The 24,183-nt window shown below is 71.0% G+C and carries 24 protein-coding genes and 2 pseudogenes; 12 read left to right on the plus strand and 14 right to left on the minus strand.

Features of this window, described 5'->3' with window-relative positions; translation table 11 throughout:
• Positions 1-1,119, plus strand: coding sequence for a serine hydrolase domain-containing protein (locus tag QF034_RS01430; RefSeq protein WP_307173149.1), 1,119 nt, complete (start codon positions 1-3; stop codon positions 1,117-1,119).
• Positions 1,120-1,129: 10 nt separating this feature from the next.
• Here the strand turns inward: QF034_RS01430 and QF034_RS01435 are convergent, their stop codons facing one another.
• Genes QF034_RS01435 through QF034_RS01445 form a run of 3 tightly spaced genes read right to left on the minus strand, consistent with a single transcriptional unit; the run spans position 1,130 to position 4,499 of the window.
• Entirely contained in the window at positions 1,130-2,254 is a 1,125-nt protein-coding gene (locus tag QF034_RS01435; protein WP_307173150.1) for a tetratricopeptide repeat protein, read from the minus strand.
• Positions 2,251-3,486 carry an ATP-binding protein gene (locus tag QF034_RS01440; protein WP_307173151.1) on the minus strand — a complete coding sequence of 412 codons (1,236 nt, stop codon included), beginning with the start codon at positions 3,484-3,486 and terminating at the stop codon, positions 2,251-2,253. The genes QF034_RS01435 and QF034_RS01440 overlap by 4 nt, the downstream gene beginning before the upstream one ends.
• Before the next feature lie 38 nt (positions 3,487-3,524).
• Positions 3,525-4,499, minus strand: coding sequence for a helix-turn-helix transcriptional regulator (locus QF034_RS01445; protein ID WP_307173152.1), 975 nt, complete (start codon positions 4,497-4,499; stop codon positions 3,525-3,527).
• A 136-nt stretch (positions 4,500-4,635) separates the two neighbouring features.
• On the opposite strand from QF034_RS01445, the gene QF034_RS01450 reads away from it, so the two are divergent.
• Positions 4,636-5,031: a RidA family protein gene (locus QF034_RS01450; RefSeq protein ID WP_307179771.1), complete on the plus strand. Its 396-nt coding sequence runs from the start codon at positions 4,636-4,638 to the stop codon at positions 5,029-5,031.
• Positions 5,032-5,255: 224 nt separating this feature from the next.
• Positions 5,256-5,927: a pyridoxamine 5'-phosphate oxidase family protein gene (locus tag QF034_RS01455; protein ID WP_307173153.1), complete on the plus strand. Its 672-nt coding sequence runs from the start codon at positions 5,256-5,258 to the stop codon at positions 5,925-5,927.
• Between the two features lie 18 nt (positions 5,928-5,945).
• Here QF034_RS01455 and QF034_RS01460 read toward each other — a convergent pair whose 3' ends face one another.
• Together QF034_RS01460 and QF034_RS01465 are read right to left on the minus strand one after the other, a co-directional pair.
• Positions 5,946-7,052 (minus strand): FAD-dependent oxidoreductase, encoded by a 1,107-nt coding sequence (locus tag QF034_RS01460; protein WP_307173154.1) that lies wholly within the window; start codon positions 7,050-7,052, stop codon positions 5,946-5,948.
• Positions 7,053-7,195: 143 nt separating this feature from the next.
• Complete coding sequence (locus tag QF034_RS01465) at positions 7,196-8,623, minus strand: COG1361 family protein (RefSeq protein ID WP_307173155.1); 1,428 nt, start codon at positions 8,621-8,623, stop codon at positions 7,196-7,198.
• 396 nt (positions 8,624-9,019) lie between these two features.
• On the opposite strand from QF034_RS01465, the gene QF034_RS01470 reads away from it, so the two are divergent.
• Positions 9,020-10,207 carry a beta-ketoacyl-[acyl-carrier-protein] synthase family protein gene (locus tag QF034_RS01470; protein ID WP_307173156.1) on the plus strand — a complete coding sequence of 396 codons (1,188 nt, stop codon included), beginning with the start codon at positions 9,020-9,022 and terminating at the stop codon, positions 10,205-10,207.
• Here QF034_RS01470 and QF034_RS01475 read toward each other — a convergent pair.
• The 4 genes from QF034_RS01475 to QF034_RS01490 all read right to left on the minus strand — a co-directional run bounded on the left by QF034_RS01475 (position 10,173) and on the right by QF034_RS01490 (position 17,230).
• Positions 10,173-12,362: an ATP-binding SpoIIE family protein phosphatase gene (locus tag QF034_RS01475; protein WP_307173157.1), complete on the minus strand. Its 2,190-nt coding sequence runs from the start codon at positions 12,360-12,362 to the stop codon at positions 10,173-10,175. The two genes, QF034_RS01470 and QF034_RS01475, sit on opposite strands and share 35 nt — an antisense overlap.
• Positions 12,363-12,546: 184 nt before the next feature.
• Complete coding sequence (locus QF034_RS01480) at positions 12,547-15,474, minus strand: ATP-binding protein (protein WP_307173158.1); 2,928 nt, start codon at positions 15,472-15,474, stop codon at positions 12,547-12,549.
• An 81-nt stretch (positions 15,475-15,555) separates the two neighbouring features.
• The gene (locus QF034_RS01485; protein WP_307173159.1) at positions 15,556-16,281 is read right to left on the minus strand and encodes a helix-turn-helix transcriptional regulator; all 726 of its coding nucleotides are present in this window, start codon (positions 16,279-16,281) and stop codon (positions 15,556-15,558) included.
• Between the two features lie 10 nt (positions 16,282-16,291).
• The gene (locus QF034_RS01490) at positions 16,292-17,230 is read right to left on the minus strand and encodes an alpha/beta hydrolase (RefSeq protein ID WP_307173160.1); all 939 of its coding nucleotides are present in this window, start codon (positions 17,228-17,230) and stop codon (positions 16,292-16,294) included.
• A gap of 115 nt (positions 17,231-17,345) precedes the next feature.
• Between QF034_RS01490 and QF034_RS01495 the strand changes: the two genes are divergently transcribed.
• Together QF034_RS01495 and QF034_RS01500 are read left to right on the plus strand one after the other, a co-directional pair.
• Entirely contained in the window at positions 17,346-18,203 is an 858-nt protein-coding gene (locus tag QF034_RS01495; protein ID WP_307173161.1) for a metalloregulator ArsR/SmtB family transcription factor, read from the plus strand.
• Positions 18,200-18,799 (plus strand): dihydrofolate reductase family protein, encoded by a 600-nt coding sequence (locus QF034_RS01500; protein ID WP_307173162.1) that lies wholly within the window; start codon positions 18,200-18,202, stop codon positions 18,797-18,799. Before QF034_RS01495 ends, QF034_RS01500 begins: the two co-directional genes overlap by 4 nt.
• Before the next feature lie 116 nt (positions 18,800-18,915).
• Here the strand turns inward: QF034_RS01500 and QF034_RS01505 are convergent.
• The 4 genes and pseudogenes from QF034_RS01505 to QF034_RS01520 form a co-directional block, all read right to left on the minus strand.
• Positions 18,916-19,224 (minus strand): annotated as a pseudogene (locus QF034_RS01505) (beta-L-arabinofuranosidase domain-containing protein); the annotation flags it as partial.
• 87 nt (positions 19,225-19,311) lie between these two features.
• Entirely contained in the window at positions 19,312-20,151 is an 840-nt protein-coding gene (locus QF034_RS01510; RefSeq protein ID WP_307173163.1) for an endonuclease/exonuclease/phosphatase family protein, read from the minus strand.
• 221 nt (positions 20,152-20,372) lie between these two features.
• Positions 20,373-20,552 (minus strand): hypothetical protein, encoded by a 180-nt coding sequence (locus QF034_RS01515; RefSeq protein WP_307173164.1) that lies wholly within the window; start codon positions 20,550-20,552, stop codon positions 20,373-20,375.
• Positions 20,553-20,591: 39 nt separating this feature from the next.
• Positions 20,592-21,011 carry an Hsp20/alpha crystallin family protein gene (locus tag QF034_RS01520; RefSeq protein ID WP_307173165.1) on the minus strand — a complete coding sequence of 140 codons (420 nt, stop codon included), beginning with the start codon at positions 21,009-21,011 and terminating at the stop codon, positions 20,592-20,594.
• 121 nt (positions 21,012-21,132) lie between these two features.
• On the opposite strand from QF034_RS01520, the gene QF034_RS01525 reads away from it, so the two are divergent.
• Positions 21,133-21,552, plus strand: coding sequence for an Hsp20/alpha crystallin family protein (locus QF034_RS01525; protein WP_307173166.1), 420 nt, complete (start codon positions 21,133-21,135; stop codon positions 21,550-21,552).
• Between the two features lie 78 nt (positions 21,553-21,630).
• On the opposite strand, the gene QF034_RS01530 is transcribed toward QF034_RS01525, so the two are convergent.
• A complete protein-coding gene (locus QF034_RS01530; RefSeq protein ID WP_307173167.1) occupies positions 21,631-21,780 on the minus strand; it encodes a hypothetical protein in 150 nt (49 codons plus the stop codon).
• A gap of 122 nt (positions 21,781-21,902) precedes the next feature.
• On the opposite strand from QF034_RS01530, the gene QF034_RS01535 reads away from it, so the two are divergent.
• The 5 genes and pseudogenes from QF034_RS01535 to QF034_RS01555 all read left to right on the plus strand — a co-directional run bounded on the left by QF034_RS01535 (position 21,903) and on the right by QF034_RS01555 (position 24,130).
• Positions 21,903-22,259, plus strand: a complete 357-nt coding sequence (locus tag QF034_RS01535; RefSeq protein ID WP_307179772.1) for a J domain-containing protein — start codon at positions 21,903-21,905, stop codon at positions 22,257-22,259.
• Positions 22,260-22,320: 61 nt separating this feature from the next.
• Positions 22,321-22,407: pseudogene (locus QF034_RS41410) on the plus strand (Hsp70 family protein); the annotation flags it as partial.
• A 182-nt stretch (positions 22,408-22,589) separates the two neighbouring features.
• Complete coding sequence (grpE, locus tag QF034_RS01545) at positions 22,590-23,132, plus strand: nucleotide exchange factor GrpE (RefSeq protein ID WP_307173169.1); 543 nt, start codon at positions 22,590-22,592, stop codon at positions 23,130-23,132.
• A 109-nt stretch (positions 23,133-23,241) separates the two neighbouring features.
• Positions 23,242-23,634 carry a DUF2267 domain-containing protein gene (locus QF034_RS01550; RefSeq protein ID WP_307173170.1) on the plus strand — a complete coding sequence of 131 codons (393 nt, stop codon included), beginning with the start codon at positions 23,242-23,244 and terminating at the stop codon, positions 23,632-23,634.
• A gap of 262 nt (positions 23,635-23,896) precedes the next feature.
• Positions 23,897-24,130, plus strand: a complete 234-nt coding sequence (locus tag QF034_RS01555; protein ID WP_307173171.1) for a class I SAM-dependent methyltransferase — start codon at positions 23,897-23,899, stop codon at positions 24,128-24,130.
• Positions 24,131-24,183: the final 53 nt, after the last annotated feature.

Genomic DNA, 24,183 nt, shown 5'->3' on the forward strand with positions numbered 1-24,183 from the left:
ATGAGGAACCCACTGGATCCGGCGAAGCTGAACGCCGCCTTGGAAGACGTCCACAGCGCCGGCATGCCGGGCCTGTTCGCCGAGGTGCGTGACGGCGACGAGGTCTGGCGCGGCGCCGCCGGGGTCGCCGATGTCGCCACCGGCCGACCCGTCACCGCCGACATGCGGCACCGCGTCGGCAGCATCACCAAGACCTTCACCGCGGCGGCGATTCTGCAGCAGGTCGAGAGCGGTCGGATCGGCCTCGACGAGCCGATCGGCCGGTACCTTCCGAAGCTGGTTCCCGGGCGACGCGGTGACGCGATCACGGTCCGGATGCTGATCAACCACACCAGCGGTCTCGCCGAGTACCTCCCGTACGCCTACCCCTCCCTCAAGGCGTTCCCCGCCCTCGCGGACACCGGGCCCGAGAGCCTGGACGACCACCGGTTCACACGGTTCGACCCCGCCGAACTGATCGAGATGGGGGTCACCGCACCTGCCGTCGGCGCCCCGGGCGGCACTCCGGGGGTGTACTCCAACACCAACTACCTGCTCCTCGGCGAACTCCTGGAACACGTGACCGGCACGACGGCCGAGCGGTACATCACCCGGAACGTCATCGAGCGCGCCGGGCTCCGGGACACCGGGTTCCCCGACGACCCGCACGTCGAAGGACCGCACTCTCGGATCTACGAGGCGTGGTTCGGCATGATCGACCCGCCGCGCGACTACAGCGTCTACGACATGTCATGGGTGGGGCCGACCGCCTCGCTGATATCGACCGTCGCGGACCTCAACCGCTTCTTCGCCATGCTGCTGGCCGGGGAGATCGTCAGCCGGCCGTCGCTGGCGCAGATGCAGCACACCGTCCCGGTCGTCTCCCAAGAGGGGAAGACGATCGACTACGGCCTCGGCCTGCACCCGGTGGAGGCTCCCGGTCAGGACACCTTCTGGGGCCATGGCGGCACGGTCTGGGGCGCTGGAACGCTGGCCATGATCCGAGCCGACGGCAAGCGGCAGATGTCCGTCGCGGTGAACCTGCAGAGGTGGAACAGGCTCGACTCGTCGGGCAAGCCGCAGCCCCATCCCATCGACGACGCGCTCGCGACTCTCCACCGTGTCGCGATGTACGGCTGACCAGGCCCGTTCAGCCGTTCTTGCGCCGGTCGAACCAGATCGTCGCCACCGTCGGCAGCAGGCCGGCCCAGAACAGTACCTGCGGGACCGTGCGGTCCGTCCACGGGAACTGGGTGATGAGCAGGGCGCATGCCATGGCCCAGGATGCCTGGGCCAGGACGATGCGGGGCCAGGTGCGGCGGCGGAGCAGCGAGCGCAGATTGACCCGGACGCCGGTGCGCAGCCGCCGGTACCTCTGCAGTGCGCCCAGGGTCCAGACGACGGTCATGGGGACGAGGTCCCAGAGCCGCTGGCCCAGTGGCAGCGGCAGCTCCCGCTCGGTCTGGCCCTCCGTCGCGAACAGGTCGATGCCGACACCGGCGAGTGCGAGGCAGAGCAGGGCCAGCCAGCGGATGCCGCGCAGCAGACGGTAGGAGGCGTCGTCCAGGCCGCTGCGCATCGGCGCGGAGTCGGGGGCGGCGGCCAGTGCGTCGGCGTACAGGGTGGCCGCCTGCGCCGCGTTGACGCCGGGAGCGGTCGCCGCCTTCTTCGTCCGCCGGGCCAGGGCCTGCTCGTGCTGCGGGTCGAGCCGCAGGATGGCCTCGTCGAGCTGATCGGCGACGGTCCGGTTGCCCGCCATGTCGGCGATCAGCCAGGCCACCTCGTAGGCGAACACCTCCTCGGGGCCCAGCCGGATGGCCTCCTGGGCGAGTTCGCCGGCCTCCCGCAGGGCGGCGTCCTGATCCTCGCGCCTGACCTGGCCGCCGTTGGCCTGCCCGGAGCGGATCGCCCGGATGCGCCAGAGCCAGTTGGCGAGCAGTGCGTACCCGTACCAGTGGTCGGGGGCGAGGCGGATCACCTCGCGCAGTACGCCCTCGGTCTCCAGAAAGCGGCCTGCGGCGCGCAGGGCGTGCGCGTGCATGACGAGCGCCCCGGTGTCCGCGGAGTCCAGCGCCAGCGCCCGTTCCGTCGCCTCCAGGGCCTTCGGCCCGTCCTTCTCGTCCCCGAGATGGCTGCGGGCGAGTTTGACCCAGGCCCGGACGTCCTCCGGGTCCTCCGCGAGCCGCCGCGCCAGCAGCTCGCGGGCCTCCTCGTACCGTTTCAGGTCGATGAGCAGGTCGGCCCGCTCCACGGCGGGGTGCACGGTCGCGGTCACAGCTTGCGCCTCTTCTTCAGGTACGCCACCAGGTCGTCGTACATCCCGCCCTCGTTGGCGAACATCGCCACGTTCCGCGCGGAGGCGAACCACGGCTCGGCGGACGGGACGACCTCCTTCGCGGCGGCCAGCAAGTCCTTCATACCGATCAAGCGGACCGTCCCGGTGCGCGCCGAGTCCAGCAGCGCCCGCTCGGCCGCCGCCTCGCAGACATGGGCCAGGTCCGCGCCCGACAGGCCGTCCGTGGCCTTGACCAGCTTGCCCAGGTCGACGTTCTCGATGGGCCTCTCCCGCAGGTGGTAGCGGAGGATCGCCTCCCGGGCCGGCCCGTCGGGCGGCAGGACCAGGATCGTCCGGTCCAGCCGGCCGGGACGGCGCAGGGCGTTGTCCACGTCCCAGGGCACGTTCGTGGCGGCCAGGACGAACACGCCCTCGTTCGCCGCCGAGTCGATGCCGTCCAGCTCGGTGAGCAGCTGGTTGACCGTGTTGCGCATGCCGCTGTGCGCGGTGCGGCTGCGCTTGGCGCCGAGCGCGTCCAGCTCGTCCAGGAAGACCACGCAGGGCGCCTGGCGGCGGGCGGTCTCGAAGACCTCGTGCATGTTGCGCTCGGAGTTGCCGATCCACATGTCGAGCACGTCGTTGACCGACACCGACAGGAACGCGGCGCCGAGTTCCCCGGCGACCGCGCGGGCGATGAACGTCTTTCCGCAGCCGGGCGGCCCGTACAGCAACAGCCCGCCGCGCAGGCTCTTGCCGTACAGCTTGCGCAGCTCGGGGTTGCGCAGCGGCGCGAGGAACGCGGCCTCCAGGCGGTCCTTGACCTCCTGCATACCGCCGACGTCGGCCAGCCGCACCGCACCGGGCGTCTCCACGTCCCACGCGTCGGCGTCGCCGGGGTCGTCCTGTCCGTCCGCGCGGACCGGCGCCTCGACGAACCGCGGCGGCACCACGTCCCCGACCTGCTCCTCGGCGGCTCGCCAGTCGAACCCCGCCCGCTGGTCCGGGGGTTGCGACGGCGCCGGGGCCGGCGCGCCCATCGCCCGGGCCATCAGGTCACGGGCCTGAACGTCACCCGGCGCGTGCTGAAGGGCCACGGCCGCCTCAGCGATGGCGGCCTCCGACCGGCCCGCCTCCAGCAGGAGCTGGGCCAGATGCAACCGCAGGGGTACATCGGCGGGAGCGGCGGCGACGGCGGTACGCAGACTCTGTATCAGAGGGGAGTCATCCGGCATGATCCACAGCCTAGGTCAGCCGATAGGGCATCTCGCGCTCAGGATGGATCTCCGTAGCGGGTGGCGATCGCGGCGGCGCGGTCGCGCAGGGAGGTGCGCAACGACTGCGGGGTGAGGGCTTCCGCGTCCGTGCCGAGCTGCCACAGCGCCCATTCGGCGTGTCGTGCGTCCTGGAAGGTCACCTCCAGCCGCAACCAGCCGTCTGCGTCGGGTTCTTCCGCGCGGACGGCCACTGCGGTGTCCAGCAGGTCCTCCCGTCGCGCCGGGTCCACCCGGGCCAGCACGGTGATGTGGTCGCGGCCGGAGAGAAACCGCGCGGAGCGTTCCCGCCAGATCCGGTCCAGATCGACCCGGTCCGGCCGCTGTGCCGGTTCGGGGAGTTCCTCGGCGGCCAGCACCCGCGACAGCCGGTAGGTGCGGTCCGCGCCGGATCTCGTGGCCAGCAGGTAGACCCGGTCGCGTACGGTGACCAGGCCGATCGGATCCACCGTGCGCCACTGCGGGGGCCGGCCCGTGGCCGCGTAGTGGATGCGCAGCTTGTGGCCGGCGAGCACCGCGCGCCGGACCTCGATCATGGTGGTGTCGGGTACCTCTTCGGTGACCAGCCGACGTGCGAGCAGGTCGGTCTCCGGGTCGACGAGAAAACGCCGGGCCGCGTCGCTCGCGGTGGCCCGGTGGCCTTCGGGCAGCGCGTCGACCACCTTCCGCATGGCCGAGGCGAGAGCCGAGCCGAGGCCGAACACCTGCTCGCCGCGCCCCGGTCCGGCGGTCAGCAGGGCAAGGGCCTCGTCGTGGTTCAGACCCGTGAGCTCGGTCCGGAAACCGGGCGACAGGGCGAAACCGCCGTGCCGGCCGCGTTCGGCGTAGACCGGGACGCCTGCGGCGGACAGCGCCTCGATGTCGCGCAGCACGGTGCGGGTGGACACCTCCAGCTCGCGGGCCAGCGTGTCCGCGGTCAGCCGACCGCGCTGACGCAGCAGCAGCACCAGCGAGACCAACCGGTCGGCACGCATGCGAAAACTCTATCGGAATACATGACTGAGGATGTCGTGATTCGCTGCGAGGCTCGTTGACACGACGGCGACGCCGGCGGCTGCCGAGCCGATGGCCGTACGTACTTCCGATGATTCGAACGGAGCTGACGTGGCAGTGGAACGAACGGCGGTCAACCCGGTGACCTGGTCCATGGACTTGGGATTCAACCAGGGGGAGGTCGTCTCCGGGCACACCCGGACCCTGTACATCTCGGGACAGACCGCGATGAGCGAGGAGGGCAAGCCCCAGCACGACGGTGACATGGCGGCGCAGTTGGCGCTGAGCATCGACAACCTGGAGGCCGTGCTCGGCGAGGCCGGCATGTCCCTCGCGAACGTCGTCCGGCTCAACGTCTACACGACCGACGTCGATCTGCTCTTCCAGCACTACGGCGTGCTGGCGGGGCGGCTGGGCGCCGCCGGGGTGGCGCCGACCACCACGATGCTCGGGGTGACGCGCCTGGCGATCCCCGGCCAGCTGGTCGAGCTCGAGGGAACGGCCGTCGCGTGATGTGACCTCGCCGTCGATGCGATCATCCCAAGTGCCCCCCTGAGCCAGGCCGCCGCAGCGACGTCGTCGCTGCGGCGGCCTGGCTCACGACGACCCGAAGTCGATCACTGGGGAACAGGTCCTAGTCTGTCAGCCATGGCCGGTGGCGATTTTCGGCCTGCCAGGTGACGAAATCAGTCACGAGGGCGAACTCCCGCCCTGCCGAAATCCCTGGAGGAGGACCGTTGCACCACGATGAACGGGCAGACCGACCCGGCAGCCACGGCGAACACCAGATCCAGCAGGAGTTGGGCACGGTCGGCCGCGCCGACCGGTTCTACGACGAGCAGGTGCTGGACCGGCTCAACCCCCGGATGCAGGAGTTCGTGGCCCGCCAGGAGATGTTCTTCCTCGCGACCTCCGATCGTCACGGCGAGTGCGACAGCACCTTCCGGGCGGGCCCACCGGGGTTTCTCCGGGTACTCGACGACGCGACTCTGGCCTACCCGGAGTACCGCGGGAACGGCGTCATGGCCTCGCTCGGCAACATCCGGGAGAACCCGCACATCGGCATGCTGATGATCGACTTTTCCCAGGACCGTATCGGCCTCCATGTCAACGGCCGGGCCCAGTTGGTCACCGATGACAGCATGCGCCAGAGGATTCCGGACCTGCCGGTCGATCCCGTACCCGGCCGCCGCCCGCACATGTGGGTGGAGATCGAGGTCGAAGAGGCGTACATCCACTGCTCGAAGCACATACCGAGGCTGGTCAGAGCGCCGCTGCGGCAGAACACCACCAGTGCGGACCGTTCCGCTGCCGACGACGAGCAGGCCTGGGGCACCGACGACGCCAGGCGCAAGGGTGGCGACTACTTCGGAGCGGCGGCCCAGGAGCGCGGACTGACTCCCCGCTGAGCTGAGGGCCCGAGCCGCTCATTGGCTCTTCTCAGCGAACCATTCGATCAGGCCGTGGGCGTCGACCTCGGGCATCTGGTCGGTGACGGTCTCGGCGCTGCGGGGGAACATGGCCTGCTCGTACTCGGTGAGCGCCGCCTCGATGTCGTCGGGGTGCGCGGCGAGGGCTCCACCGAGTTCGGCGCCGTCGAGCATGGCCAGGTTGGCACCCTCGCCGTTGGGCGCCGCGAGGTGGGCGGCGTCGCCGAGCAGGGTCACCCCCGGCACCCTCTCCCACCGGTGCCCGGCCGGCAGAGCGTAGAGGGGGCGCACGACCGGCGCGACGTCGCTGTCGGTGATCAGCGCGGTGAGCTCCGGCGCCCAGCCGTCGAATTCCTGCGCGATCCGCGCGGTGGCCTTGTCGGCGTCGGCGAAATCGATGGCGGCGAACCAGTCCTGCGGCTCGGACAGCCCCACGTAGGCGTGCAGAGTGTCGTCCTTTTCCCGGTGCGCGAAGATCTCCCTGCCCGGCGAAGGGGCCATCAGCATCCCGCCGCCGACTGCTTTCGCGGCGGCCGGGTGCCGCGTGCCCGCGTCGAACAGATAGGTCTCGACGACCGATTTGCCGATGTACTCGGGTGTGGCGGTGGACAGCAGGGGCCGGACCCGTGACCACGCGCCGTCCGCGCCGACCAGCAGGCGGGTGACGACGGTGGCGCCGTCGGCGAACGTCACCTCGTGGCGCCCGTCGCCCAGGGCCCGGGTGCGACTGACCTTGTGCCCCCACCGCACGGTGTCCGCCGGGAGCGAGTCGAGCAGGACCTGTCGCAGGTCGCCGCGCTGCACCTCGGGGCGTCCGCCCATGCCGTCGTCGGGTTGGTCGACCAGGACGGTCCCGTCCCGGTCGAGGATCCGCATCGCCTGGCGGCCCTCCAGAACGATGGCGTGGAACTCGTCCATCAGACCGGCCGCTTTGAGTGCGAGCTGCCCGTTGTAGTCGTGTATGTCGAGCAATCCGCCCTGCGCGCGTGCCGACGGCGAGGACTCCGCCTCGTAGACCGTGACCGGGATGCCGTGGACGTGTAAGACGCGGGCCAGCGTGAGTCCGCCGAGTCCGGCGCCGATGATCGTGACTGAGGTGTGCATGGTGGCTCCTTCGGGATCGGGCCGCCCGGTGAACTCCGGCCGGCCGCCTCTCGAAAGGTGCCAGCCCTCACCGACGGGCCACCTACAGCCCCCGACAGCGCTCCGACGTGGCACCGACACCGCAGATCAGCCGGCTCAGCGTTTCAGCGGGTACGCCCGCGGCGGCGGACGACGAGGACGGCGGCGCCCAGCAGAACAGCCCCGGCTGCGGTCGCGATGAGCGTGCGGCCCGTGGCGTTCATAGTGTCGCCTGACGGTGTCGCCGCCGTCGGTGTGGCCGGCGTGCCGATGGCGAAGGCGATGCTGTCGTTGGAGGCGTCCGGGTCGTGCAGGGGGATGCCGGCCGGGCCGGGACGCACGGTCGCCCTGCCCTTGGCGTCGTCGTAGCCCTCGGCCGACTTCACCCACAGTTCGAACAGCTGGCTCTTGCCGGCGGCGACACCGAACGGCACGGTGCACACGTAATGCCGGTGGCCTGCCTCGAAAGGCGCGGTCGTGGTGCTGCTGATCCGGAGAAGGCAGGGGCCGTACGGGCTGTCCTCCTCCTCCGTGTGAGCGGTTCCGGTCGCGACCACACCCTTGGGCAGGACGACGTCGACCACGGCGACGGGCTTGTCGTCGATCCCGTACGCGGAGGCCGGCCCGTGGTTCACGGCGTTGATGTCCAGGATCCATTCGCCCGCCCTGCGGCCCCGCTGTGCCGTGGCATCGGCCGCGAGATCCGCGGAGTTGTCGGCCCCGACGGTGAACCGGCCCTCGGCACCGTGCTCGAATCCGCCTCCCGCTCCGGACGCCCGTACCAGGGTGAGCGCCGGCCCGGTGCCCTGGTGACTGCCGCCGCCGGGTTGTTCGCGCGGCTTCAGCAGCCTGACCGAGTAGTCGGTCACGGCGGTCAGGACACGCTTGCCGACCGTGGCCGTCAGGGGGCTGCTCAGCTTCACGGTGCCTCCCGCGGGCACGGAGTCCGAGGAGGCCGTGAAGACGCACGTGACGGATGTCCGGCTGCCGGGTTCGCCGGGTTCATCGCCTTCGCCGTAGGCACAGTTGGAGAACTTGCGGTCGAAGACCAGACCGCCCACCGATTCCCAGCGCAGCATGATGCGCCGGTCAGTGGCCAGATCCCCGGTGTTGCGCAGCCGGAGCGGCACACTGATCCGGGAACCGATGCCGGCGTGCGTCACGTCCGGCACCCTGCCGACGACCAGGTTCGGGGTGCCTGCGACCACCTTCGCCTTCGCAGTGGCGCCGGTGGCACGGTCGGCGGTGAGGGTGTACGTGATCGTGCCGCTGCCGCCGGGTGCGGCGCCCGCGTCCGCTCGAAGGGTGAACTCGACCGAACGGCTCTGCGAGGCCTCCTTGTTGACGCAGGTGACGACCCGCCCCTCTGCCGCGCACCTCGGGTCGTCGGCCGTGACGCTCGCGATGCCCGCCAGGTCACGGGCGTCGATGACGAGAGAGTCGTTCGCGGGAACGGGGACCTGCGCCCCGCCGTCCCAGAACATCCAGCCGACGGTGACCGACCGCTCCCCCGACGACCCCACGTTGATCTGCTCGTCGGCGCTGATCGTCACGTACGCCTGAGTCGGCAAGGGGGACGGTGTCACAGAGGGATCGCCGCCTACGGCGACCGCACTGGGCGCGCTGGGCACCAGGGCGAGCACCAAGGCAGCCAGTACTGCCCCGAACACCGTGCGCTGAGGGCTCATACACGTTTGATGCGCGAGGTGTCCCGAAAGTTGCGCCCCGGGCCTTGCAGCTCGATGCGGCGGTGTGTGCCGTATCACTCGACTCAAGGCGCCTAAGTTGCGTCCATCACAGCGGAAATGTCCATTTAGCCTCCATGCTCGAAACGGACATCGACGCCCCAAGTAGAGCTCATCGATGTTCTCTGGGCGCGGAGTTCCAAAGTGACCCAAGACACAGCACTAGCGACGTTCCCCTGTTTCCCCCTTGAAAGGCGCCCCAATATGGCCGCTTACCTCTGCCCTCCTACCGTGATACACGGCGAACACCCCGTAACGACCAGCCAGATCGTGGCAGAGGTGAGCGACCGGCACCCGCACGCGGCGTGGGCGCCGCGGGTCGACGGCATCGCGGCCAGTACGGGCATCGAGACCCGCGGGTGGATGCTGCCGCTGGAGACCGCCGTCGCACCCGGCACCGGCGGCGGCCTGCGGGCTGTCGGCGTCGAGCCGGCCCAACAGGCGCTGACGCGCGGCGGGTTCACCCAGCAGGACGTGGACCGTGTGATCGCCGCCCTCGAGACCATACCCGCGCCGCAGACCGTCCAGGAGCGCACGGCGCCGGCCTGGGAGGCCGTGCAGTCCTACGGGGAGCGTGCGGCGCGCGGGGCCCTGCAGAGTGCCGGGCTGGACGCCGCGGACGTCGACTGCGTGATCACCAGCCACTCCACCACCCCGGCGCTGCCGGGTCTGGACATCGCCCTGGCCAACAGGCTTCCGCTCCGCAGCGACGTGATGATGCTGCCGGCGACGCAGTGGGCCTGTATCGCCGGCACCCGTTCCCTGGCGCTGGCGGCGGATCTCGTGGCCGCCGATCCCGACCGGGTGGTCCTGATCGTCATCGCGGAGGCGCTGAGCACGACCTACCAGCCCGCGGACGACACCCTCGAGTCGCTGATCGTCCGGTTGCTGTTCGCGGACACCGCGGTCGCCGCGGTGGTCACGGGCCGCCCGAGGCCCGAGTCGGTACTGCGGCTGGACGCCGCCTGGCACCACACCCTGCCCGGCACCCAGGACCTGCACCGCCTGGAGACGCGGGCGGACGGCACCCACTTCGTGATGGACCGGCGCGGGCCGCGCGCCGTGCAGGAGACGGTCACCGCGATGTGGGAGTGGCTGCGCGTCCGTTACCAGGACGAGCCCGACTCCTGGCACCCCGACGTTCTGCTCGCGCACCCCGGCGGGACCCGGGTGCTGGAGTACATGGAGCAGACGATGCCCGACGCGTGGCCGTCGGGGCTGCTGGACTACAGCCGGGACAGCTACACCAGCGGCAACCGCGGAGGTGCCGCCGTCTTCGACATCCTGCGGCGGGCGCATGACGCCGGGCGGCTGAAGCCCGGCGACCGCGCCGTTCTGTACGCGGCGGCCCCGGGTCTCACCGCCACCGCCCTGGAAGGGGAGTGGCTGTAGCGACTTCCGCCCAGACCACCTTCCCGGTGTCCGTCCACCGCACCCCCCACCGGGTGGTGAGCCTGTGCACGATGCCGAGGCCCCGACCGCCGTCGTCGAGCAGGCCGCCCCGCCTCAGGCGTGGCCTGCCGTTGCCGGTGTCGCCCACCTCGCACAGCAGGCCGTGACCAGTCCTGATCAGCCGTACCGTGAGGGGACCGGCGGCGAACCGCACCGCGTTCGTGACCAGCTCGCTGACCAGCAGCACGACGCTGTCCCGGGTGTCGTCCCTGGTGCGCCATTGCCTCAGCAGCGCGGAGACCTGCGCGCGGGCCCGGGCGGGGGCGTCCTGGCGGGCGGGCAGCCGCCAGGTCGCGGTGTCCCCCTTGCGGTAGCCGATCATCCGTGCGATCAGCAGGGTCACATCGTCGCGCTGGGGCGCGGGCGCCAGCGCGGAGACGACGTGCCGTGCGGCCTGCTGCAGGGCGTCCCAGGGGTGCACCGTGGATACGGCGTCCGCCAGCCTGGCGATGCCCTCGTCGATCGACACGGCCGGATCCTCCACCAGGCCGTCGGTGTAGAGGGCGAGCAGGGAGCCCGGGGGCGCGTCGAACACGTGTACGTCGAATGGCTCCCGCAGAGCGAACTCGGCGCCCAGGCCGGGGTGCGGTCGGACCGCGAGCGGGCCCGCGTGCCCGTCCGGGGAGACCAGCACCGGTGGGAGGTGGCCGGCGCTGGACAGCGCCACCTGGTGGCTGACCGGGTCGTAGAGGGCGATGCAGCACGTCGAACCAAGCGCGCTGTAGCCGGCCGCCAGCCCGGACTCCGCGTCGTCCAGCAGCGTCACGGTCTCGTCCAGGTGCTCCAGTACCTCGTCGGGCGCGAGCCCGGCGGACAGCAGCGCGCGGGCCTCCATGCTCAGCTGGCCCATGGTCGCCGCGGCTCCCAGGCCGTGCCCGACGACGTCGCCGACCACCAGCGCGGTACGGCCGTCCGGCAGCGGAAAGCTGTTCACCCAGTCCCCGCCGACGCCCGCGCTGTCGGGGGTGGCCGGCTGGTAGACGCTGGCGATCTGGACGGTGCCGCCGCCGGTCCGGGGCAGGAGGCGACGCTGCAACGCCAGCACCTGCCTGTGCTCGCGCTGGTGCTGACGCGCCAGGTCGACGTGATGGGCGGTCCTGGCCACCAGTTCCTGCAGGTCGAACAGCTCGTTGTCGCGGAAGGGGCAGTCCGCCCGCCGCCAGACCTCCGCCACGCCCAGGACGACGGGCGGCTCGCCGTCCAGGACCAGGGGGATGCACGCCACACCCGCCGACCGTTCACCGGGCACCAGGGCACGCACGACGCGTGGACTGGCGAACACCCGCTCGACCGCCTCCCGGTCGGGTATGACGATGGTCTGGGGGACGTCGTCCCGCAGTACCGCCTGGGCCAGCAGGCGACTGGCGTCTCCGGGAAGGTCGTCGCCCGGAGTCACGTAGCCCTCGGGCCACGCCCGGTCCGGCACCAGGGCCGCCCGCCGCAGCCGGATGGGCCCCTTCGTCTGCCCGGTGACTCCCTCCCCCGTCCACACGGCGAAGTCGAGGTCGACGGCGGCCACGTCTCCCCAGGCCAACAGCGACTCCGCCAGCGACTGGGCGGTCTCGCCGATGTCCAGCGAGGTTCCGATCGCGGTCTCGGCGGCGTAGAGGTGCAGTCTCCTCGCCATGGCGATCACGGAGACGGTCAGGCCCTCCTCGGGCGCCGCGGCGGGCAGGATGCTCATCGAGACCACCAGCTCCGACCCGTCGCCGCGCCGCAGGCGCTGGATCCGGGCGACGTGCGCCTCACCGGTCTCCAGGACCTGCCGCAACCGCCGGGTGACCGTCGGTACGTCGCCGGGGGGCAGGAGGTCGACGAACGGCTTCCCGGCCACGGCGTCCAGACCCGTGAAGACGGGTGCGTCCAGATTGCAGCGGGTGATGATCAGGTCCCCGTCCAGGTTGACCGCGCCGAGGATCTGCTCCTGACGGCCGGTCGCCGGGGGGTCGGGTACGGGCCGGCGCGGGGTGCGCTCGCCCTGCGCGTCGGCAGGACCGCCGGCCGCCGCCGCTCCACCGCGCGGGATGTAGCGCCCCAGGGCGCTGCTGACCAGGTCGAACGCCGAAGAGGACGAGGGCGAGGGTGTGGAGTCCATGCGGCTCTCTCAGCAATCCCCGGCGCGGTACCGGGGCAGTACTCGGACCCGTGCGGCGGGCCCCGAGATCCCTGACCGCACACCTCATTGAATAACACCGGGGGCCGCTTCGCCCACATCAGCGAATCGCACGGTGAACACGGACGGTGAGGGAATGCCGGGGCAGGTGGGAGCGTGCTCGTCCTCAGACCGGAAAGTCCCCGGTGATGTCTCCGGCGGCGGTACGGGGCGCTGGGGAACAGGGCAGATGCGTGCAGATGCCCGACTCGGCAGGCGGGAAGGAAGCACTGGTGTCCGGCAGGCCCCAGGCTCGCCGCACCCGGTGGATCAGCTCGCGCGCACTGTACGGGGAAACCGCCAGCTCAAGGCGCATGTCGGCCAGGCGCTGGGTTGCCCCGTCCGGCTCCTGGGCGTCGATCTCCGCACTGCGCTGATCGAAACCCGAGGGCGTGAAGACCTGAAGCAAGGTGAGCCCGTACACCGCGTAGGCCCGGGCCTCCGCGATCAGCAGGCGGGTGGTCTCCGGCAGAGCCTCCTCGGTGTCGGCTGCGGAGCCCTGCTCACCGGAGGCGGGCGCCGCCGGCCAGACGAACGCCTGCAAGGCCCGCACGAGCGCTTCCCGGCGGTGCGGGCAGGAGGCGTCCAGCTGCTCGGTGAGCATCCGGTAACCGGTCAGGACATGCGCCGTGCCGGCCGTCCACGCCTGGCCCGCCAGCAGGGTGCGGAATCCGGCGAGGGTGTCGGAGAGTTCCTCGGTCAGCATCTGGTACGAGATGTCCCGCAGTTCGACGTACGGCGTGCTCTCGCGCAGTTCGACCAGCCTGAGCGCGTAGCGGATGAGGTCGCGCGGGATGCCTCCGGACAGGGCGTGCGCGAGGACGGCGTACGGGTACGGAAGCCGGCGGACTCGCTGCTGCAGGATGGCCACGGACTCCGACAGCGCCATGGGCCGCACATGGACGACATCGTCGAAGGAACTGTCGGTGGCGTCCCGGTTCGGCAGACCTCTCCGCACGAAGGCCGCGCTGACGTCCTCGGCCACGGTGACGAGACAGAAGACCCAGGGTATGCCGAGGACCGCCTTGACCTCGCCGAGGAACTCACGGGCCTTGTCCGCGGTGCCCATGCGGTCGAGTTCGTCGATGCACAGGAACACATGGCCGTCGTCCGTCGCGCGCAGCTCCTGGGTGATCGCCCCGAGCAGTTCCCGGAACTCCGCCACGAGTTGCGGAAAGTTCGGCGGCACGCTGGACAGCGAGGAGCTGTGCGCGGTGGTGAACAGTGCTGTCGGGGCGAGGTTGAGCGAGGCGGAGGTGCTCTGGGCCGTGCGCAGTCGGTAGAGCTGGTCCTCGCACCGCCTGGCCAGTTCCGTCTGGGCCGGGCGAGGCCCCCGCCGGGACCGGGAAGCGGTGACGAGACTCGTACCGAGCACCAACAGGCCGAGGCGAGCCGGGTTTTCGGGCTCCGACAGGTAGGGGCGGCTGATGGAGAAGGCACTGAGGACGCCGGCGGCGGCAGCGACTGCGCCCATGACGGCCAGCAGCAGCCGGTCCTGACGGGTCAGGCTGCGCGGTCTTTCGGACGCGAGGAGACCGAAGAACACCATGACCAACGCGACGAGAGCCAGCGCCACAGGCAGCGCGGCGTCCTCGCTGGTGGCAATCAGCTCATCCAGCAGGCTTGGGTCCCAGTCCAGCAGGAAGCCCAGGAAGTCCAGGAGCACGTCGACGACCGGGACGAGAAACAGGCACCAGCCGACGATCCACACGATGACCCAGCCGATCCGGTCCCGCGGCCCCACCCCCAGGAACCGGCGGAGCCGGCCGGGCGCCCGCAGCGTCCACACGACCGCGCTCGCGTAGACGATCGCCAGACAGACGAGGGTGTACTTCCCCTGCCACACCATGCTCACGCCGTGGACCGCTTCCTGGACCCCGTCCGCGATCCACGACTGGACGAGGGAGCGATGACCGTCCCACCAGCCGCGGACCGCCGCCGCGGTACCGAGGACGAACAGGGCGGCAGCCGGGACGGCGAACAGCGACCAGCGGGCACCACGACGGACGAGAGCGGCCACCTGACGGCGCCGCCTCACCATGCCCGACAGCCGCGTGAAGTCGGGCACCGCCTGGCCGCTGCGCCGCAGATACTGCCGGCAGACACCCACCAGGCAGGACAACAGGAAGTCGTACGGGGTATAGGCAGCGGGCACATCTACGGCGACCACCAGGTCGGCTCCGCCTCGGTCGGCGGGGGTGTCCGTGCGCAGCAGCTCAGGTGCGGCGCGCAGCAGAGTGGTCTTCCCGGACCCCCTCGGACCGCTGAGCGCGATGGTCCCGCCGTCGATCAGTGAGAGCTTGCGTGCCAACTGTCTTCCGCACTTGCTCAGTACGAAGAACTGAGCGTCAGCGCGCGCTCGTAACCCCTGGTAGCTGTCGTACATCAGGACGGAGTGCGGGTCGTCACCGAGCAGTGCCGTGATGACCTCCAGCAGCACTTGGCGGGCGCTGTGCGTGGTGAACTCCGCTTCCAGCGCCTTCAGAGCGCTTTCGGCCTCCTGCTTGTCGAGCCACAGCTCGACTGGGCCCACGACGCGAACGAACAGAGACCACAGATGGCGCCGGGCGCGGGGACGGAACGACAGCCATCCGCCCAGCGCCGCGGCGACCAGCACCTCGACGACGACGGACTGGGTTCGTGACCAGTAGGTGTGCCTCTCGGGGGCCGCGACGATGAGAGCACCCAGACACAGCAGGACTGCCAGTGAGGCGGGCTCCAGCCCGGCCTCGGCTCTTGCTCGGGCCAGCTTGCGGCGGGTGTTCGTCCGCTGGTCCAGCTTCTCGCGGGTGTCGAGGAGAGTCTCCGTGCTCAGCGAGAAGGCCCGGTTGACGGCAGCCGGTGCCTGCATGGCCGCACGCACCGCCTCGGCGGTCACCTCCGGACGGCTCAGCAGCCGGTCGGTGACGGACGGTTCCGCCAGGATCGCCTCGACGCTGCGCTGATACGCCGCCATCTCCGCCGCGTAGCGCCAGTCCCGTAACGGTGCGGCGTGAGCCGCACCGTCCGGCGCGGTGCTCGATCCGGCGCCCCACCGCGCTGTCCCCCGCCGCATGCGTCTTCCCCTCTCCGCCGACAGCCCAGGCGGGTGAGCGTAGAACGCCCCGCCGCGCCCGCGCAGACGAACACCCCACCGTCAAGACCGGGTCACCCGCCACAGTGAGGCCAGTGCGGTGGGCTGCACCGCACCGGCGGCGGCCGATCCCAGCAGCAGTGCGGTCAGGTCATGGTGCCGTGCCTGTTCGCCGGTGGGACACGCCACCGCGATCCGGTCCAGCCGGAAGCCCCGGCCGGCCCGGCGGGTGCGGCACCAGGCGATGAGGTACCAGCGGCCCTCCGTGGTGAGCAGACCGGCCGGTTCCACGACGCGGTCGCTGACGCGACCTGCCGCGTCGGTGTAGGACAGCCGCAGCACCATGGAGTCGGTGACGGCCCGCTCCACCGCCGTACGGATCGCCGAGTCACCGTCGGTCGGCAGGGTGACGATCCGTGCGGCGAGTTCCCGGGCCGCCGCCGAGGCGGGGCCGGCCATGGAAGCCATGATCTTCTGAGCCGCACTGCGGGCCGCGCCGGCGTAGGGGGTGGAGGCGTCGGCCGAGGCGAGCGCGGCGGTCAGTGCCAGGGCTTCATCGGCGGTGAAGCGGATCGGGGGCAGGGTCATCTGCCGGTCTATCGACCAGCCGCCGCCGCGCCCGGGCAGGGAGCGCACGGGGACACCACTGCGCATCAGTGACTGAAGGTCGCGCTGCACCGTGCGGGTGCCGACCTCGAACCGCGTGGCCAGCGCGGCGACCGTCAGCGGTCGCGGCGCCGCCGCACGCAACTCTTCCACCAGCGCGTACAGTCGGGCAGTGCGGTTCATGGCGCCGACGCTACCGGCACGCGGAGGCCAGGAAATCCCGCTCCCGCCGTAGGTGGCGCTCGGTGACGGTCAGAGGGAACAGAGTGAAGCCGTGCATCGCGCCGGCGACGACATCGAGCCGCACGGGCGCGCCCGCCGCCTGCCACCGTGCGGCCAGGAACAGCGAGTCGTCCAGCAGCGGATCCTCGGTGCCGACGACGATCCGGGCGGGTGGCAGCCCGGCGAGTTCAGCGTACAGGGGCGACACCTCCGGGCTGCGGCGCTGTTCCTCCCCCATCCCCGGCGTGAACAGCTCGTAGCTGCCCCGGATCGTGTCGGTGTTGCTCAGCAGCCGCCGGGTGCCGAAACTCCGCTGGCTCGGTGTCATCGACAGGTCATAGGGGCCGAACAGCAGGTGGGCTGCCCGGAACGCGCCGGTGATGCCGTGCCGGTCGCGAAGGCGCAGCAGGGTCAGGACGCCGAGGTGGGCACCGGCCGATTCACCGCCGATCAGCAGCCGTTCGGTCCCGAATTCGGATGGGGCGTGTTCCACCAGCCATCGGGCAGCCGCCTCGCAGTCGTCGGGCCCGGCGGGGAACGGGTGTTCAGGTGCGAGGCGGTAGTCCACGCTCACCACCGCCAACCGTGTCTGCTCGGCGAGCCGCCAGAGTCTTTCGTCCTGTCCGTCCGCGGAGCCGAACACCCAGCCACCTCCGTGGAAGTGCAGGTACACGCCGTCGACGCGGTCCGGCACGAAGACCCGCACCTTCACTCCGCCGTCCATGACGCGGTCCTGACCGTGCGGCAGTCGTACCGGCGGCGTGTCACCGCCGAGCCGGTTGCGCCGCAGCAGCGCCAGCGTGGCCGCGCTCGGCGCCTGCGCGCGAACCGGACGGCTCGCGGCGGCAGCCTCGAACTGCTCGTTGAACGCCAGGGTCTCGGGCAGGCAGTCCTCATCTGTGAGCGTCATGCCGTCGACAGTCGCAGTTGCGTGCGACAACACCCTGTCACCCTTTCTTCGTGACCTGGGTCACATTTGGCTAATTCCTTGACGCGAATATTCGTCGAGGAGAATACTTCTCTCCATGGACCCACTCCTCAGCGCACTGGCCGATCCGGCCCGCTGGCGGCTTGTGAGCCTGCTGGCCGAGCGGCCCCGCCCGGTCGGTGTTCTCGCCCAGCTCGCACAGGCTCGCCAGCCGCAGACGACCAAGCACCTGCAGACCCTTGAGCGCGCCGGGATCGTCACCTCCCAGCGCACCGGCCAGCGCCGCGTCTACGCGCTGCGTCCGAGCGCCCTGCGGGATCTGGCGGCTGCCCTCAGCCGGCTCGCCGACGCCGCGGACCAGGCCGATGGACCGTACGCGACCTACGGGCGCTACGGGCTCAACCTCCAAGCGGAGCGGCTCGCCGCGGATGCGCCGGGGTGGGCGGACGGCCGCTCGTTCAGGTTCCTCCGGTCGCTGACGGCGCGCCCCGACCTGGTGTGGCGTCACCTGACCGAGGCTCCCCTCCTCGCCAACTGGTGGACGCCGGACGGCCTCCGCGTCTCCGAGCTGGTCTTCGAGGCACGGCCGGGCGGGCGGATCGTCCACGAGTACCGCGATGCCGAGGACGCCGATGACTCCGACGCCGTCGCCGGACGCGCGGAGGGAATCGTCGAGGACGTACGCCTCGGGGAGCGCCTTGCCTACCGGCTCTCCCCGCTGCTTCCCGACGGTGGCCTCGCCTTCACCGCACACGTCGAGACGGTCCTGCGGCCCACCGGCACCGGCACGGACCTCGACGTCGACTGGCGGATCACCGACAGCGCCGTCGACTCGGCGGACTTCGTCGCCGGCATCGAGATCGGCTTCGGCCAGAGCCTCGACAAGCTCGCCGCGGCCCTCGACGCGCACGCGAACGACACCGTTCACACCAAGAGACAGGACACACAGCCATGACCAACTCGACCGGCCGCAAGGTGACCGCGAACCTCGGCCTCACCCTCGACGGGCGCTACAACGGCCCCGGCGGGCCCGGGGACGCCGGCGCGATCGTCCGCTACGCGACCACCGAGGTCGCGCGCAACCACCTCACCCGCGTCTGGGAAGGTGCGACGACGGCGCTGCTCGGCCGGGTCAACGCCGAAGGGTTCCTCGGGTTCTGGCCGACCGTCGCCGAGGACGAGAACGCCGACCCGCGTGATCGCGGATACGCGAAGTGGCTGGTCGACACGGAAAAGGTGGTCCTGTCGACGACCTTGACCGAAGCGCCGTGGGAACGCACCCGCGTGGTGAACGCCCCGACCGCCGACGTCGTCGCCGACCTCAAGGCCACCGGCGAGGGCGACATCCTCGCCAACAGTTGCCCGAGCGTCATCAAGGCGCTCCTCGCCGCAGACCTGCTCGACCGGCTGTATCTCCTGGTCTGCCCGGAGATCGCCGGGGGCGGGCAGCGGCTGTTCGACGACGGCCTGCCGAGCTCGAAGTGGAGTCTCACCCATCACGAGACGGGCGAGCTGGGCGAGGTCGCCATGGTCTACGACCGCCTCCGCTGAGCCTCCGGGCCGGAGGAGACGGCTGCCCCGCGCCCGCCGTGACGCGGACGCGGGGCCGTTGGTGCCGCCTCAGCGTGAGGTGAGCTTCCAAAGGTGGTCGGCGGTGCCGTTGTCCGCCCATTGCACGTCTCGGTGGCGAGATCGGCCGCGGCGGCCAGCAGGTACAACTGCCGTACGGCGTGCCCCTCGACGTCGGTCGCCGCGCGCAGCGGGACGCGGTCCTGGCAGTACGCCTCGCCGCCCAGCAGACCGTGGCCGAAGCGGTCGACGAAGTAGCCGGCGAGGTCCAGGCAACGGCGTTCGCCGGTCTCCCGGTAGAGCTCCACCAGGGCCGTCTCCACCTCGGAGTGGCCGTCGATGCCGTCGACCTGCTTGCCGCTGCCCGGCAGCCCGAAGACCGAGTCGATGTGGTCGGCGACGAAGCGCCGCGCCGCCTTCACCGCCGCACGTGCGGATCGGATGGTGCGCGAGGCGGCGTCACGGACGTCACGGCCGGCCGTCGGCCGAACGCTCTATGTCAAGTCCAGGTCGGCCCGCACCAGATGGTGGTCCGAGTACGACGTGGATTTCACGCTGTGCTCCAGCGGGGTCATGCCCCGCAGGAAGACGTAGTCGAACTTGCTCTGCCAGTCGGTGGTCGGCTCGCAGGCGCCGACGGGCGAGGGACGACATCCGGGGTCCGCATCCGCGGCCAGCTCCCACATCGGGGCGAGTTCGGGAGCATCCGGCACCGCGTTGAAGTCACCGAGAACGACCGCGCGGTCGTACCGGGCGACCTCTGCGGCGAGTACGCCCACCTGGTCCGCCCGGACGTCCTCTTGGCGCCGTTGGGCGAGGTGGGTGTTGAAGACCCGGACGGACCGGCCGCCCACCGTGGTGGTGACTGCCATGTACCCGCGGTCCTCGGATCCGCCGTCGGGGTATTCCGCGCCGGCGCGGTCGGTCATCGGCGCCGCCGAGAGGACCGCCTGGCCGAAGGCCCCCGGACTCCACGGCAGCCCCCCGCAACGGCCCCAATTCTGCAGAACCGTCCCGTACTCGACGTGGTAGACGAGCCCGTGAAGTCGCTCCAGGTACTCCCTGATCCTCTCGACGTCGCGCACGCACGCTTCCTGGAAGCCGATGACCTGGGGCGCATACGCCGCGATCTCCGCCGCCCGGCCGACGTTGCTCACATTGCAGGGATTGCAGATGTTCCAGGTCATGACCCGGTTCGGTACGGCCTCCCTGACGGCGGTGACGGGCAGTGCCCTGCCGGAGACGGCACCGCTCGGCGCGCTGGGCCCGACGAGCACCAAGCAGGCCACGGCCATGGCACCCGCGAGCAACCGCATGCCCCTTCCGAACACCATCGCCTCCTGAATGCGGTTCACACGGCATCTGACCTGTCCAGGCACGAGGTTATGGGACGGGGTCGTCAGCAACAGATGCTTCTGCCCTTTCCAGCGGCTCGACTGGAAGGTTCCCGATGTCCGGCGCCAACACCGTCAGCGAAGCCGGGCGGACCTGCTCCCCTGGTCCGCCCGGCCGTCGGGGCGCGGGCAGTACCCGCCAGCTCGCGTACGGGCACCTCTCACGCCGCCTCGCAGTGCTCCTCGGCGCCCAGGACGGTCCGTAGCCGCTCATAGCGGTCGAGGTCCTCCCATGTGTCGAGGTCGGGCGGGCCGGGGCTGCGGCGTCCGGTGCCCCAGGCCCACGCACTGGCGGCAATACCCGCGGACAGCGGGGTGAGCAACCACAGCACGGCGCTCACGATTTCCACCTCCTTCGATGGGACCTACGGAGGGACGCCTCAGGCCGTGAGCTGCCTGGGCGTGCTGCCGGAGATCGCGATCTTGCGGGGTTTCGCGTGCGGGGCGAGCGGGAGGCGCAGGGTGAGGACGCCGTTGTCGTAGGCCGCCTCGGCGGATTCGGAGTCCAGGGCGTCGGACAGGGTCAGCCGGCGGGTGAACCGGCCGGTGGGGCGCTCGATCAGCACGGCCTTGGCGCCGGCCGGGACCGGGGAGCGGCGCTCGGCGGTCAGGGTGAGAGTGCCCCTCTCCACGGTCAGGTCGATGCTGGAGCGGTCCATACCCGGCAGATCGAACTGCACATAGAAGGCTTCATCGTCGCGCCAGGCATCCGCCGGGATGACGGCGTCGGCCGCAGCGGCATGCGCGAGCTGATGCGTGAGCCGATCGAGATCACCCAGAGCGCCGGTACGCGCAAGCATTCCCGCTTCTCCCCTCACTCGACGAACGGGAACCGCTTCTCCATATAGCCGACCCGCAAGGTCATTGACAAGTATGGACTGGATGAAGTTGATGCCACTTGACTCAAGTTCGCTCCGAGGTGTGATATATCAGGAGCAGAGCCGCGAGCTCGACCGGCTTGTCGAGCGGGTCTGGGGCACGGCAGCGCACCCGGCCGGCATGCCGATGGACGCCTGGCGCGAGGGTGACACGTTCTTCGTGGAGCTGGATCTGCCCGGCGTGAACCCGGAGTCAATCGACCTCGATGTCGAGCGCAACGTCCTGACCGTGAAGGCCGAACGCAAGCCGGCGTACGGCGGCGACACCGACACGGTGATCACCGAGCGGCCCGCGGGGACGTTCAGCCGGCAGCTGTTCCTCGGGGACACCCTCGACGTCGAGCAGGTCGAAGCCTCGTACGACGCGGGCGTGCTGAAGCTGCGGATCCCGGTGGCCGAGCAGGCCAAGCCCCGCAAGATCGCCGTCAGCGGCGGCAGCGACCGCAAGGAACTCGGCGGCTGACGGACCAGCCGGGCCGTCCAGGGCCTCGGGCACCGGCCCGGGGTCCTGGGGGGCGAGGGGCCGGTGGGCGGGTGCGCGCTACCGGGAAGGCTGTTCCGGCTGTCCGCCGTCGGCGTCGAACACCTTGGTCCAGGTGGCCCCGCAGCGGCAGCGGGAGTGCTCGATCAGTTCGCCTTCTTCGGACACGCTCAGCCCCTGGCTGAGTCGCACGTGCACATGATCGCCCATGACGAGCCGCTTTCCTTGACGTCCGTTGCGGGACTCAGAGTGGAGGATCATCGCTTTTGCTGGCAATGTCATAAATCACACTATCTGTACTGTCAGCTCGCGGAGGCGAGGAGGTGACCGGGATGCAGGCGCGGGAACGGGGAGCGGACCTGTACGCCGAACTGGGCGTGGAGCCCTCGGCGGCGGCCGAGCTGATCACCTCCGCCTTTCGCGCCCGGGTGCGTGAACTGCGCCCCGACACCCGTGTCGACGCGGCCACCGCCGAACGGTTCGGTGAGGTGCGGGAGGCGTACGAGACCTTGCGCGACCCGGTCCTGCGGGCGGCCTACGACCGGTCCTGCGCGCGGGCGTACGACCGCGGGCGTGCCCCGGCTCCGCCCGTACGGCCCGCGCGGCGCTCCGTCGTCCTGCTCGGGGCCGTCCGCCCCGAGCCCGCGCTGCGCGCCGGTCCCGTCCGGTGGGAGCGGTCGTCCCGGTGACGTCCCGAAGCCCCCGAAGAACACGTGGGGAGACAGTGACGGGCAAGGAGGGAGAAACCAGATGGCACGGGCGGTCGGTATCGACCTCGGAACGACGGACTCGGTGGTCTCGGTCCTCGAAGGCGGCGAGCACACCGTCATCACCAACCGTACGGCGCGGGCCCCGCAGCGGATCGGCACGGCGTTGTACGAGTCGTCGCGGGCCGAGCAGCCCGCGGGTGCCGCCGGGGCGACCGCGACCGCGGGCGAGGGCGCGGCCGGCGGCTCGTCCGAGGACGACGTGGTGGACGCGAAGATCGTCGACGACGACAAGCCGGAGGCTGGCTGACGATGACCGGGAGCGGGCCGCAGTACCCCGAGCCGGCGGAGCTGCGGCGCCTGGTGGAGGAGCGGACCGCCGACCTTCAGCGGGTGAAGGCCGAGTACGACAACTACCGCAAGCGCGTCCGGCGGGATCGCCTGGCCGTGCGTGAGATCGCAGTGGCCAACGTGCTCCGGGCGCTGCTGCCCGTGCTGGACGCCGTGGACCGGGCGTGTGCGCACGAGCCGCTCACGCCGGGCCTGGAGGACATCGCCGACCGTCTGAAGGAGCAGCTCGGCTCCCTGGGCGTCACGTCGTTCGGTGAGGTGGGTGATCCGTTCGATCCCGCCTGCCACGACGCCGTGGCGCACCGCACCGCCCCCGACAGCGACCGCCTGGTCTGCTCGGCGGTCCTGCGGCCCGGCTACCGCCTGGGCGAGAACCTGCTGCGCCCGGCCCACGTGGAGGTCGCGGGGCCGGCTCCGCCGGCGAGGAGCCCGCACGGGGGTGACCGGGGCGTACGCCCTTCCACCGCAGGTGGTGCGCCGCCCTTCCCCATCGCGCGCAGCTGATGCGCCGTGTTGCCGGCGGTGACCGGCGCATCCGTCGCAGACCTGGATACCGGGGAAGAGGGCATCGCACAGATGCCGTCGACGCTCCAGCAAGCGGAGGTGACGAACGATGCAGCACCACGAGTACTTGGCCCGCGTACGCGAGCTCGGCGAATACGGCAGCCAGGACGAGGCCGCGAAGGTCACCGAGGCCGTGTTGAGCGTGCTGGCCCAGAGGATCAACCCCGGTGAGGTCGATGACCTCGCCTCCCAGCTGCCCGGACCGCTCGGGCAGACACTCGCGGCTGCCAAGCCGCAGCGGGTGGAGAACTTCGGGATCGAGGAGTTCTGCCGCAGGGTCGCCGAGCGCATCGGCGCCCGGCCGCGCACCGCCGAGTGGGACGCCAGTGCCGTCCTGACCACCCTGGCCGAGGCGGTCAGCGGCGGCGAGCTGAACCAGATCCTCAGCCAGCTTCCCTCCGGCTACGCCGGCCTGTTCGGCAGGGCCGATCTCGCCGGCTGACACGATCGGCCGGTCGGCGTGGGCCCGAGCACGGGGTACGCCGACCGGCCGGCCGCCGGTCTTGTCGCGAGACCCGGGCTCGAACATCCAGCGCCGTTGCGAACATCCAGCGCCGCGCGAGCACTGGCAGCGGACCTACGGCGAGTACCCCGGGATGTACGGCGGGGAACCGTCCGAGGCCGCCGTGCACGCCGCCGCGGCTTACTGACCGACCTCGGTCCGGCCGGGCTGGAGCAACTGCGCCGCTCACATGCTGCTGTGCATGGCGCTGTCCACCGGGGAGATCCGCGCACTGGTCGCAGAGGTACGCCGCGTGCTGCGCCCGGGTGGTGCCTTCCTCCACACCGTCCGGCACACCGGGGACGCTTACTACCGGGACGGTACCGGGCACGGCGACGACATCTGGGGCACGGCGCCACAGCCACCTGCCGCGACGGCTGTGGCGGGTCACCCGGACCGTGCCGGACCCCGGTCGAGCCCCGTGAAACCCCGGTGAAAACCCTGTGGAAGCGGTGTCAGTGAGGCCGCATATGCTGCACCGGACGATCA

Origin of the sequence: Streptomyces africanus, from assembly GCF_030816955.1 — a bacterium.
Classification (GTDB): domain Bacteria; phylum Actinomycetota; class Actinomycetes; order Streptomycetales; family Streptomycetaceae; genus Streptomyces; species Streptomyces africanus.

Excerpts from the sequence above, each read along its gene's own strand:
- QF034_RS01430 (WP_307173149.1), top strand. The coding sequence starts at position 1 with ATGAGGAACCCACTGGATCCGGCGAAGCTGAACGCCGCCTTGGAAGAC.
- QF034_RS01440 (WP_307173151.1), bottom strand. The coding sequence starts at position 3,486 with ATGCCGGATGACTCCCCTCTGATACAGAGTCTGCGTACCGCCGTCGCC.
- QF034_RS01445 (WP_307173152.1), bottom strand. The coding sequence starts at position 4,499 with ATGCGTGCCGACCGGTTGGTCTCGCTGGTGCTGCTGCTGCGTCAGCGC.
- QF034_RS01460 (WP_307173154.1), bottom strand. The coding sequence starts at position 7,052 with ATGCACACCTCAGTCACGATCATCGGCGCCGGACTCGGCGGACTCACG.
- QF034_RS01470 (WP_307173156.1), top strand. The coding sequence starts at position 9,020 with ATGGCCGCTTACCTCTGCCCTCCTACCGTGATACACGGCGAACACCCC.
- QF034_RS01475 (WP_307173157.1), bottom strand. The coding sequence starts at position 12,362 with ATGGACTCCACACCCTCGCCCTCGTCCTCTTCGGCGTTCGACCTGGTC.
- QF034_RS01480 (WP_307173158.1), bottom strand. The coding sequence starts at position 15,474 with ATGCGGCGGGGGACAGCGCGGTGGGGCGCCGGATCGAGCACCGCGCCG.
- QF034_RS01485 (WP_307173159.1), bottom strand. The coding sequence starts at position 16,281 with ATGAACCGCACTGCCCGACTGTACGCGCTGGTGGAAGAGTTGCGTGCG.
- QF034_RS01490 (WP_307173160.1), bottom strand. The coding sequence starts at position 17,230 with ATGACGCTCACAGATGAGGACTGCCTGCCCGAGACCCTGGCGTTCAAC.
- QF034_RS01495 (WP_307173161.1), top strand. The coding sequence starts at position 17,346 with ATGGACCCACTCCTCAGCGCACTGGCCGATCCGGCCCGCTGGCGGCTT.
- QF034_RS01500 (WP_307173162.1), top strand. The coding sequence starts at position 18,200 with ATGACCAACTCGACCGGCCGCAAGGTGACCGCGAACCTCGGCCTCACC.
- QF034_RS01510 (WP_307173163.1), bottom strand. The coding sequence starts at position 20,151 with ATGGTGTTCGGAAGGGGCATGCGGTTGCTCGCGGGTGCCATGGCCGTG.
- QF034_RS01520 (WP_307173165.1), bottom strand. The coding sequence starts at position 21,011 with ATGCTTGCGCGTACCGGCGCTCTGGGTGATCTCGATCGGCTCACGCAT.
- QF034_RS01530 (WP_307173167.1), bottom strand. The coding sequence starts at position 21,780 with ATGGGCGATCATGTGCACGTGCGACTCAGCCAGGGGCTGAGCGTGTCC.
- QF034_RS01535 (WP_307179772.1), top strand. The coding sequence starts at position 21,903 with ATGCAGGCGCGGGAACGGGGAGCGGACCTGTACGCCGAACTGGGCGTG.
- grpE (WP_307173169.1), top strand. The coding sequence starts at position 22,590 with ATGACCGGGAGCGGGCCGCAGTACCCCGAGCCGGCGGAGCTGCGGCGC.
- QF034_RS01550 (WP_307173170.1), top strand. The coding sequence starts at position 23,242 with ATGCAGCACCACGAGTACTTGGCCCGCGTACGCGAGCTCGGCGAATAC.
- QF034_RS01555 (WP_307173171.1), top strand. The coding sequence starts at position 23,897 with ATGGCGCTGTCCACCGGGGAGATCCGCGCACTGGTCGCAGAGGTACGC.